Origin of the sequence: Streptomyces griseofuscus (assembly GCF_014673495.1) — a bacterium.
Taxonomy (GTDB): Bacteria; Actinomycetota; Actinomycetes; order Streptomycetales; family Streptomycetaceae; genus Streptomyces; species Streptomyces murinus.
The window spans coordinates 6,526,177-6,535,000 of record NZ_CP051006.1 but is presented as its reverse complement, the minus strand read 5'-3'; the positions used below and the strand labels follow the sequence as shown (position 1 = coordinate 6,535,000).

The 8,824-nt window shown below is 71.0% G+C and carries 11 protein-coding genes; 4 read left to right on the top strand and 7 right to left on the bottom strand.

Annotated features, from left to right (window positions below; genetic code table 11):
• Positions 1–43 precede the first annotated feature (43 nt).
• On the bottom strand, positions 44–694 hold the full coding sequence (locus tag HEP81_RS29755) for a DNA-3-methyladenine glycosylase (RefSeq protein WP_037656589.1): 651 nt from the start codon (positions 692–694) through the stop codon (positions 44–46).
• Positions 695–807: 113 nt separating this feature from the next.
• On the opposite strand from HEP81_RS29755, the gene HEP81_RS29750 reads away from it, so the two are divergent.
• The 3 genes from HEP81_RS29750 (at position 808) to HEP81_RS29740 (ending at position 2,849) form a co-directional block, all read left to right on the top strand.
• On the top strand, positions 808–1,590 hold the full coding sequence (locus HEP81_RS29750; protein WP_037656590.1) for a sporulation protein: 783 nt from the start codon (positions 808–810) through the stop codon (positions 1,588–1,590).
• A gap of 44 nt (positions 1,591–1,634) precedes the next feature.
• The gene (locus HEP81_RS29745; protein ID WP_037656592.1) at positions 1,635–2,174 is read left to right on the top strand and encodes a YbhB/YbcL family Raf kinase inhibitor-like protein; all 540 of its coding nucleotides are present in this window, start codon (positions 1,635–1,637) and stop codon (positions 2,172–2,174) included.
• Positions 2,175–2,342: 168 nt separating this feature from the next.
• Complete coding sequence (locus HEP81_RS29740; protein ID WP_037656734.1) at positions 2,343–2,849, top strand: HNH endonuclease; 507 nt, start codon at positions 2,343–2,345, stop codon at positions 2,847–2,849.
• A 134-nt stretch (positions 2,850–2,983) separates the two neighbouring features.
• Here the strand turns inward: HEP81_RS29740 and HEP81_RS29735 are convergent, their stop codons facing one another.
• From HEP81_RS29735 to HEP81_RS29725, 3 genes are all read right to left on the bottom strand, one after another.
• Positions 2,984–3,949, bottom strand: a complete 966-nt coding sequence (locus HEP81_RS29735) for an SPFH domain-containing protein (protein WP_037656593.1) — start codon at positions 3,947–3,949, stop codon at positions 2,984–2,986.
• A 126-nt stretch (positions 3,950–4,075) separates the two neighbouring features.
• Positions 4,076–4,507, bottom strand: coding sequence for an NfeD family protein (locus HEP81_RS29730; RefSeq protein ID WP_037656595.1), 432 nt, complete (start codon positions 4,505–4,507; stop codon positions 4,076–4,078).
• Positions 4,508–4,644: 137 nt separating this feature from the next.
• Complete coding sequence (locus HEP81_RS29725) at positions 4,645–5,442, bottom strand: ABC transporter ATP-binding protein (protein ID WP_037656596.1); 798 nt, start codon at positions 5,440–5,442, stop codon at positions 4,645–4,647.
• A gap of 150 nt (positions 5,443–5,592) precedes the next feature.
• Here HEP81_RS29725 and HEP81_RS29720 point away from each other — a divergent pair, with 150 nt between their 5' ends.
• Positions 5,593–6,381 (top strand): hypothetical protein, encoded by a 789-nt coding sequence (locus HEP81_RS29720; RefSeq protein ID WP_051850210.1) that lies wholly within the window; start codon positions 5,593–5,595, stop codon positions 6,379–6,381.
• 69 nt (positions 6,382–6,450) lie between these two features.
• Here the strand turns inward: HEP81_RS29720 and HEP81_RS29715 are convergent, their stop codons facing one another.
• From HEP81_RS29715 to HEP81_RS29705, 3 genes are all read right to left on the bottom strand, one after another.
• Positions 6,451–6,690, bottom strand: coding sequence for a chaplin (locus HEP81_RS29715; RefSeq protein WP_037656599.1), 240 nt, complete (start codon positions 6,688–6,690; stop codon positions 6,451–6,453).
• A gap of 171 nt (positions 6,691–6,861) precedes the next feature.
• Positions 6,862–7,503, bottom strand: a complete 642-nt coding sequence (locus tag HEP81_RS29710) for a response regulator (RefSeq protein ID WP_037656600.1) — start codon at positions 7,501–7,503, stop codon at positions 6,862–6,864.
• On the bottom strand, positions 7,496–8,641 hold the full coding sequence (locus HEP81_RS29705) for a GAF domain-containing sensor histidine kinase (protein ID WP_037656602.1): 1,146 nt from the start codon (positions 8,639–8,641) through the stop codon (positions 7,496–7,498). Before HEP81_RS29705 ends, HEP81_RS29710 begins: the two co-directional genes overlap by 8 nt.
• Positions 8,642–8,824 lie beyond the last annotated feature (183 nt).

The following is an 8,824-nucleotide window of genomic DNA, read 5'->3' as shown; positions in this document are numbered from 1 at the left end:
GGTTCAGCGGCTCGGGATACATTACGCACCTTCGGGGGGCGAGTCAACTTCGCCTGCGCCGCGGGACATGGGCCCGGTACGGACTCACCGTCGGATCGTCGGCCACCCAGTAACGCCAGGGGTGGACCTCACCGTTCCCGCCCTCCCCCGCGACGCCGGTGCGCGGACCGCTGCGTACCTGTTCGACGGGGACGGGGGTGCCGGTCAGGATCCGCAGCGGAGTCTCGCCCGCGGTGCAGGCGTCCGTGCCGTCCAGGGCGCGGTCGACCTCCAGCGCGGTGGCGAGCCGGGCCGGGCCCTTGGCCAGTTCCCTGTCATTGCGGGCCGAGGGCCGGCGCTTGCGGGCCAGCTCCACGCCCTCGACGACCTCGCCGGCCCGCAGCAGTACGGCGCTCGCCCTGCCCTCGGGACCGCAGACCAGGTTCATGCAGTGCCACATGCCGTAGGTGAAGTAGACGTACACATGTCCGGGCTCCCCGAACATCACCGCGTTGCGTGGGGTGCGGCCGCGGTAGGCGTGGGAGCCCGGGTCGTTCGGGCCGTCGTACGCCTCGACCTCGGTCAGGCGTACCGAGATCGGGCCGTCGGGTGTCGTGCGGACCAGGACGCGGCCGAGGAGGTCGGGGGCGACGTCGAGGACCGGGCGGTCGAAGAATTTCCTGGGCAGTGGCATACGGTCCCGGGGCGCGATCATGCCGTCCGAGGGTAGTCCACGGGGCTGGTCCGGACGGGGCACGGCCGGGGCGGAACCGGGCATGGGGGTGATCGCGTTTGTAGGGGCGAGGTCCGTTCGTAAAGGGAGAGTCAATGGCGTTCAAGAAGCTGCTCGCGAGCCTCGGAGCCGGCGGTGCCTCGGTCGAGACGGTGCTGACCGAGGTGAATGTCGTACCGGGTGGCGTGGTCCAGGGTGAGGTGCGGATCCAGGGCGGTTCCGTGAACCAGGCCATCGAGGGGCTGTCCGTCGGTCTTCAGGCGCGGGTCGAGGTCGAGAGCGGCGACGAGGAGTACAAGCAGGACATCGAGTTCGCCAAGGTGCGACTCGGCGGTGCCTTCGAACTTCAGGCGGGTGCCGTGCACGCGGTGCCGTTCGGCCTGGAGATTCCCTGGGAGACGCCGGTGACGATGATCGACGGCCAGGAGCTGCGCGGGATGCACATCGGGGTGACGACCGAGCTGGCGATCGCCCGGGCCGTCGACTCCGGCGACCTGGACCCGGTCAATGTGCACCCGCTGCCGGCGCAGCAGGCGATCCTGGACGCGTTCATCGCCCTCGGATTCCGTTTCAAGAACGCCGACATGGAGCGCGGCCATATCCGGGGTACCCGGCAGCGGCTGCCGTTCTACCAGGAGATCGAGTTCTACCCGCCGTCCCAGTACCGGGGCCTGAACCAGGTCGAGCTGAGTTTCGTGGCCGACGAGCACGCCATGGACGTCGTCCTGGAGATGGACAAGAAGGCGGGTCTGTTCAGCGAGGGCTCGGACACCTACCGCTCCTTCCAGGTGGGCCACCACGACTGGCAGGGAACCGATTGGGCGGCGTACCTCAACCAGTGGCTCTCCGAGGTCGGCAGCCGGCGCAACTGGCTCTAGAGTTCGCTCTGTTCTTTCCAGATCTTCGATCAGGAGGTACCAAGGTGACCGAGCTGAAGCGGCGACCGCTCCCCCATGACTTCCACCCGCCGGTGCCGTCGTTCACGGTGACCAGCGAGGACGTCCAGGAGGGCGCCACGCTCAAGGGCGCTCAGGTCTACGCGGACGGGAACACCTCGCCGCACCTGCGGTGGGAGGGCTTCCCGCCGGAGACCAAGAGCTTCGCTGTGACCTGCTACGACCCGGACGCGCCCACCGGCAGCGGGTTCTGGCACTGGGTTCTGTTCGACATCCCGGCCTCGGTGACGGAGCTGCCCGCGGGTGCGGCGAGCGGCAAGTTCGAGGGCCTGCCCGAGGGCGCCGTACACGCGCGCAACGACTACGGGACGCGGGACTTCGGCGGCGCCGCCCCGCCGCCCGGTGACGGCGCGCACCGTTATGTGTTCACGGTGTACGCGGTGGACCAGGAGAAGCTGGGTCCCGACGCGGACGCCTCGCCGGCCTTTGTCGGGTTCAATCTGCGCTTCCACGCGATCGCGCGGGCGCAGCTCATCGGCGAGTACGAGAACACCGAGCAGGGCTGACCGCCCCGCCTCGTTTGAGCCAAGCGTTCATTGAACGTTTGCCCGCCTCCGGTCTTGGAAGTGATCGGAGGCGGGCATTTTTTATTGCGTTGTCCATCTCGGCGCGCCCGTCCAGAGTTGATCCAAGCCCGCCGGGGGGTGGGCAGGTGCGCACGGGAGGTGGGCTGGATGCGTGACACGCTGGTGCTGAACGCGAGTTTCGAGCCGCTGTCTACGGTGACTCTGAACCGCGCCGTCGTCCTGGTGCTCCAGGACAAGGCGGTGGTCGAGCAGGCCCATCCCGAGCTGCGGATGCGGGGGGCCGCCGTGGACATACCCGCGCCCCGGGTGATCAGGCTGTGCAGATATGTACGGGTGCCGTTCCGAAGACAAGCGCCGTGGTCGCGGCGGGGGGTGCTGGTGCGGGACCGGCACCGGTGCGTGTACTGCGGGCGCAGGGCGACGACGGTGGACCATGTGGTGCCGCGGGCCCAGGGTGGGCAGGACACATGGCTGAACACGGTGGCGGCGTGTGCGGAGGACAATCACCGGAAGGCGGACCGGACTCCGGAGGAGGCCGGGATGACGTTGCTGCGGGTGCCTTTTGAGCCGACGCCGGCGGATGCGATGCTCTTGGCATTGCGGCAGGACGACTTGGACGGGCTTCCTGAGTGGCTCGCTCGGGACGCGGCCTGAGCGTCTGCCGAGTGCTGCCTGACGGTGAGTGCGGGTGGTAGGCGGTCGATCGCGCCACGCGGCGGAGCCGCCTATCGGTACAGCCCCGCGCCCCTGAAGGGGCGCGGAAGGAACCCCGCCTTGCGAAGTGATCGCTAGTCGATGCTCGGCTTTTCGCGGCGTTCCGTCGCGGGGCCCTTGTTCTGGGCCGGTAGGGTGGCGCCGCCGCCGCTGTTGCCGCCGCCCAGGGAGCCGAAGTTGCCCATGGCGCCGGAGAGGCCCTTGAGGGCGTCGCCGATCTCGCTGGGGACGATCCAGAGCTTGTTGGCGTCGCCCTCGGCGATCTTCGGGAGCATCTGGAGGTACTGGTAGGACAGCAGCTTCTGGTCCGGGTCGCCGGCGTGGATGGCCTCGAAGACGGTGCGGACGGCCTGGGCCTCGCCCTCGGCGCGCAGGGCGGCGGCCTTGGCCTCACCCTCGGCGCGCAGGATCTGGGACTGCTTCTCGCCCTCGGCCGTGAGGATCGCGGCCTGTCGGGTGCCCTCCGCGGTGAGGATCGCGGCGCGCTTGTCACGGTCGGCGCGCATCTGCTTCTCCATCGAGTCCTGGATGGAGGTCGGCGGCTCGATGGCCTTCAGTTCCACGCGGTTGACTCGGATGCCCCACTTGCCCGTGGCCTCGTCCAGGACGCCGCGCAGGGCGGCGTTGATCTCCTCGCGGGAGGTCAGGGTGCGCTCCAGGTCCATGCCGCCGATGATGTTGCGCAGCGTGGTGACGGTGAGCTGCTCGATCGCCTGGATGTAGCTGGCGACCTCGTAGGTGGCCGCGCGGGCGTCCGTCACCTGGTAGTAGATGACGGTGTCGATGTTGACGACCAGGTTGTCCTGGGTGATGACCGGCTGGGGCGGGAACGGTACGACCTGTTCGCGCAGGTCGATGCGGTTGCGGATGGTGTCTATGAACGGGACCACGATGTTCAGGCCCGCGTTCAGGGTCCGCGTGTAGCGGCCGAAGCGCTCGACGATGGCCGCGCTGGCCTGTGGGATGACCTGGATGGTCTTGATCAGGGCGATGAAGACCAACACCACCAGAATGATCAGGACGATGATGACCGGTTCCATCGTGTTCCCCGTACCCCTCTCCGCCTGGACGCCCGCGGACGCCGTTGTGTCCGCGGCTCGCGCCTGTTCAAAGGATCTTGCCCGTCGAGTCTGACAGACTCCGGCCCAACTCGGGGGCAGGATGGCTCAGATGACGATCGCGGTGGCTCCTTCGATGTCCACGACGTCCACCTCCTGGCCCGCCTCGTAGGCCCGGTCGGCGTCCAGGGCGCGGGCCGACCAGATCTCCCCGGCGAGCTTGACGCGGCCGCCGGAGCCGTCGACCCGTTCCAGTACGACGGCCTGCTTGCCTTTCAACGCCTCGATGCCGCTGGCGAACCGGGGCCGCTGTCTGCTGTGCCGGTTCGCGATGGGCCGTACGACGGCGATGAGCGCGACGGAGACGACGAGGAAGGTGATCACCTGGGCGACGACGCCGGGGCCGAGGGCCGCGACGACCGCGGCCGCGACGGCTCCCACCGCGAACATGCCGAACTCGGGCATGGCGGTGACGACGAGCGGGATTCCGAGCGCGGCCGCGCCGACGAGCCACCACACCCATGCGTCGATGTCGTTCACGTGGTCATCGTAGGGCCACGATCGGGCGGCGGACAGGGCGCGTTGAGGACCCCGACGGGTTTGCGCGAGGGTCCCGGCGGAGTGGGATCGGGGTGGGGTCACGGACGGCCGGGGGGCGGCCGGGGGTGCCGGTGGGGTCAGGACAGCGGCAGGCCGTGGGCGGTCCAGCGGTCGCCGACCTGCTCGACCACGAGCGGGAGGCCGAAGCAGCGGGAGAGGTTGCGGGAGGTCAGCTCCAGCTCGATCGGGCCGGCGGTGAGGACCTTGCCCTGACGGATCATCAGGACGTGGGAGAAGCCGGGGGCGATCTCCTCGACATGGTGGGTGACCATGATCATCGAGGGCGCGATGGGGTCGCGGGCGAGCCGGCCGAGGCGGCGCACCAGATCCTCACGGCCGCCGAGGTCGAGGCCGGCGGCGGGCTCGTCCAGGAGCAGCAGCTCGGGGTCGCTCATCAGGGCGCGGGCGATGAGGGTGCGCTTGCGCTCGCCCTCGGAGAGGGTGCCGAAGCGGCGGTCGAGGTAGTCGCTCATGCCGAGGCGGTCGAGGAAGGCGCGGGCGCGCTGCTCGTCCACGTCCTCGTACTCCTCGTTCCAGGCGGCGGTCATGCCGTAGGCGGCGGTGAGGACCGTCTGGAGGACCGTCTGGCGCTTGGGGAGCTTATCGGCGAGTGCGATGCCGGCCACGCCGACGCGGGGGCGCAGCTCGAAGACGTCCGTGCCGGGCTTGCCCAGGGTCTCGCCGAGGATGGCGACGGAGCCCGTGGTGGGGTAGAGGTAGCTTGAGGCGACGTTCAGGAGGGTGGTCTTGCCGGCGCCGTTGGGGCCGAGGATGACCCAGCGTTCGCCCTCCTTCACCGACCAGGAGACCTGGTCCACCAGAGCCCGGCCCTCACGGACCACGGATACGTCCTGAAGCTCCAGAACATCGCTCATGAGCGCGTTGTCTCCCCTTGCAGTGTGGCCGGTCTCGGCTGTCGCGTACGCCTGTGGCGCGGTCCGCCGCGCCGGTGGGCACGGCCCTTATGAAATCTACGCCACCGGTGCGCCGGTCCATTCCATCGGTCCGGTCCTTAGGGTGGGGGCATGCTCACGGAACCGCGTTCAGGACGCCTTGCCTCTTGGGGAAATGCCCTTTTGGCCGGACTTGTCTCGCCGGATGACGCCGCGCTCGCCATTGTGGGTGACGACGCCGTGCACCGGGTGGCCGGGCTGCCCGGGGAGGCGGCGCCGGTGGGACTGACGCTCGCGCTGGGGCGGCTGCGGGCGCTGGGGGCGACGGGGCTGCGGGTGGCGCTGCCGGCGCCCGGCCATCCGCTGGGGCTGAGCGGCCCGCCGGAGTTCAACGCGCGGGCACTGGACGCGGCGGAGGCGGTGGTCTGCTTCGGCACCGCGTTCGGGCTGGTGCCTGAGGTGTCCGAGGCGGGGCCCGCGGGTGATGTGCATGTCGAGGTGGTCTGGCACGCCCTGCCGGTGCGCGAGGCCCCGCCCGCGGACGTGCCCTCCCTGGGCGAGGCGGAGCGCGAGCTGGCGGAGGCCCTGCGGGACGCCACGGCGGTGCTGGCCCGCCTGGACGTGGCCGCCTCGGGCCCGGTGGCCGAGGCCGCGATCGACGCGTACCGGGCACGGGCGGAGGCCGGCCGCGAGGTCCTGGCCCCGGGCTATCCGCCCCGCGCGGCCCGGGTCCTTGAGCTGGCGCAGCGCATCACCCTGCTGATCGCCCTCGCGCACGACCACGGCCACGGGGCCGCGGTGACCGCCTCGGAGATGGCGGCGCGCACCCAGGCGCTGCGCCCGGTGGAGCGGACGGCGCGGCGGGCGCAGGTGGCGGCGTACAACTCGATGGTGGAGGAGCGGGAGCGCGGGGTGAGGTGAGCTCCGGGGCCGGGCAAAGGGGCGGGCCCCCCGGTGGATCCGGGGGGCCCGCGCCGCGGTCGAGATGCCTCAGTGGTTGAGGCCGACGTTGCCGAAGGCCGGGTTCAGCACGCCGATGACGTCGATGCTGTCACCGGTCACGTTGACCGGGACGTGGACCGGCGCCTGGATGGCGTTGCCCGAGACGACGCCCGGGGAGTTCACGGCCGCGCCGCCGGCCTCGCTCTGGGCGGAGGCCAGGCCGGCACCGGCGGCCAGCAGGCCACCGGCCACCATCGTCACGGCCGCTGCCTTCTTCAGGTTCTTCACTTTCAAACCCCTCTTGGACGTTCACCACGGCGGTTCTCCGTGGCACGCACTGGAGAACGGCGGAGATCGCCCGGGGATGCGCCATCCGGGTGACATTCCCACGACGGTATGAATCTCAGTCCGGAACGGGGCTTCTAGGGGGAACCGGCGTACGGCGTCCGTACGGACGTTTCAGCCGGCAACCCCGTGTCGTACGGCCCACAGCGCGGCCTGGGTGCGGTCGGCGAGGTCGAGCTTCATCAGGATGTTGGAGACATGCGTCTTGACGGTCTTCTCGGAGAGCACCAGAGCGCGGGCGATCTCCCGGTTGGAGCGGCCGTCGGCGATCAGCCCGAGCACCTCGCGCTCCCGCTCGGTGAGCGAACTCCCCCGGCCCTGACCCGAGTTGGCCTCCTCCTGGGACAGCAGCGCGCCCGCCACCTCGGGCTGGAGCAGGATGTGCCCGGCGTGCACGGAGCGGATGGCGCCGGCGAGGGCGTCCGGGTCCACGTCCTTGTACACATACCCGGCGGCGCCCGCGCGCAGGGCCGGTACGACCGTGCGCTGCTCGGTGAAGCTGGTGACGATCAGCACCCGTGCGGGGTTGTCGAGTTCGCGCAGCCTGCGCAGGGCGTCGATGCCGTCCATGCCCGGCATCTTGACGTCCATGAGGACGACGTCGGGCCGCAGTTCCTCGGCGCGGGCCACGCCTTCCGCGCCGTCGGCCGCCTCGCCCACGACCTCTATGTCCTCCTGCACCTCCAGGAAGGTGCGCAGGCCCCGGCGGACCACCTGGTGGTCGTCGACGAGCAGCACCTTGATGGGCTCAGCCACCGGGGACCTCCAGTTCGATCGTGGTGCCCTTGCCGGGCACCGAATCCACGGTCAGCGTGCCGCCGACCCCGCTCGCCCGGTCCCGCATCGAGACCAGTCCGAGGTGGCGCCCGGCGCGGCCGACCGCGGCCGGGTCGAAGCCGGTGCCGTCGTCGCTGATCCGCAGCACCGCTCCGGGGCCCCGCCGCTCCACGCTCACATCGACGCGCTCGGCGTCCGCGTGGCGCAGCGCGTTGTGCAGGGCCTCCTGGGCGACCCGGAGCACGGCCTCCTCCTGGGCGGCGGGCAGTGCGCGGTAGTTGGCGCCGGTGAAGGTGACCCGGGCGGTGTGGGCGCGGTCGAGGACCTGGATCTGGGTGCGCAGGGTGGCGATCAGTCCGTCCTCGTCCAGTGCGGCGGGGCGCAACTCCACGACGGCGGCCCGCAGTTCGTCGGCGGCTTCGGCGGCGAGCGCGGCGACCTGGTGGAGTTCGCCCTTGGCGCGGGCCGGGTCGCGGTCGACGAGGGCGGCGGCGGCCTGGGCGGTCAGGCGCAGCGAGAACAGCTTCTGGCTGACCGCGTCGTGCAGTTCATGGGCGAGCCGGGAGCGCTCCTCGGCGATGGTGAGTTCGCGGCTGCGCTCGTACAGGCGGGCGTTGGTGAGGGCTATCGCGGCGTGCTGCGCGAGGAGGGCGAGCAGTTCCTCGTCCTCCTGGGTGAAGCCGCAACTGCCCTCCGGCTTGGGGCAGTTCTTGTTCGCCAGGAACAGGGCGCCGATGGTCTCGTCGCCGTCGCGGATGGGCAGCCCGAGGAAGTCGACGAGGTCGGGGTGGGCGTCGGGCCAGCCCTCGAAGCGGGGGTCCTTGCGTACGTCGGCGAGGCGTTCGGGGCGGGCCTCGTGCAGCATCGCGGCGAGGACGCCGTGCTGGCGGGGCAGCGGGCCGATCGCCTTCCACTGGGCGTCGCTGACGCCGTCCACGACGAACTGGGCGAAGCCCCCGTGGTCGTCGGGGACGCCGAGGGCGGCGTACTGCGCGTCGAGGAGTTCGCGGGCGGAGGCGACGATCGTCTTCAGGACGTCGCGCGTCTCCAGATGCCTGCTCATGGCCAGCAACGCGGAACTCACCGCGGCGAGGCCGGACCGGGGGCGGTGGCTCATGCCCTCACGGTACCGGCGGGGCGCGCCGGCGCGGATCGGACCGCCGACGGCCCGGCGCCGTCCGCTGGTCCTAGACCGACCGGCTTAGGACCCGGGACCCCGCCCGGTGTCGTACGCCGAAGTGCCCCTCTCGCACGGGACCCGCGGCCGAGGCGGTGACCGTAGGGGCGTTCCTACGGTGAT

Bases quoted from the DNA above. Each gene is read 5' to 3' on its own strand.
- HEP81_RS29755 (WP_037656589.1), bottom strand. From the start codon at position 694: ATGATCGCGCCCCGGGACCGTATGCCACTGCCCAGGAAATTCTTCGAC.
- HEP81_RS29750 (WP_037656590.1), top strand. From the start codon at position 808: ATGGCGTTCAAGAAGCTGCTCGCGAGCCTCGGAGCCGGCGGTGCCTCG.
- HEP81_RS29740 (WP_037656734.1), top strand. From the start codon at position 2,343: ATGCGTGACACGCTGGTGCTGAACGCGAGTTTCGAGCCGCTGTCTACG.
- HEP81_RS29735 (WP_037656593.1), bottom strand. From the start codon at position 3,949: ATGGAACCGGTCATCATCGTCCTGATCATTCTGGTGGTGTTGGTCTTC.
- HEP81_RS29725 (WP_037656596.1), bottom strand. From the start codon at position 5,442: ATGAGCGATGTTCTGGAGCTTCAGGACGTATCCGTGGTCCGTGAGGGC.
- HEP81_RS29720 (WP_051850210.1), top strand. From the start codon at position 5,593: ATGCTCACGGAACCGCGTTCAGGACGCCTTGCCTCTTGGGGAAATGCC.
- HEP81_RS29705 (WP_037656602.1), bottom strand. From the start codon at position 8,641: ATGAGCCACCGCCCCCGGTCCGGCCTCGCCGCGGTGAGTTCCGCGTTG.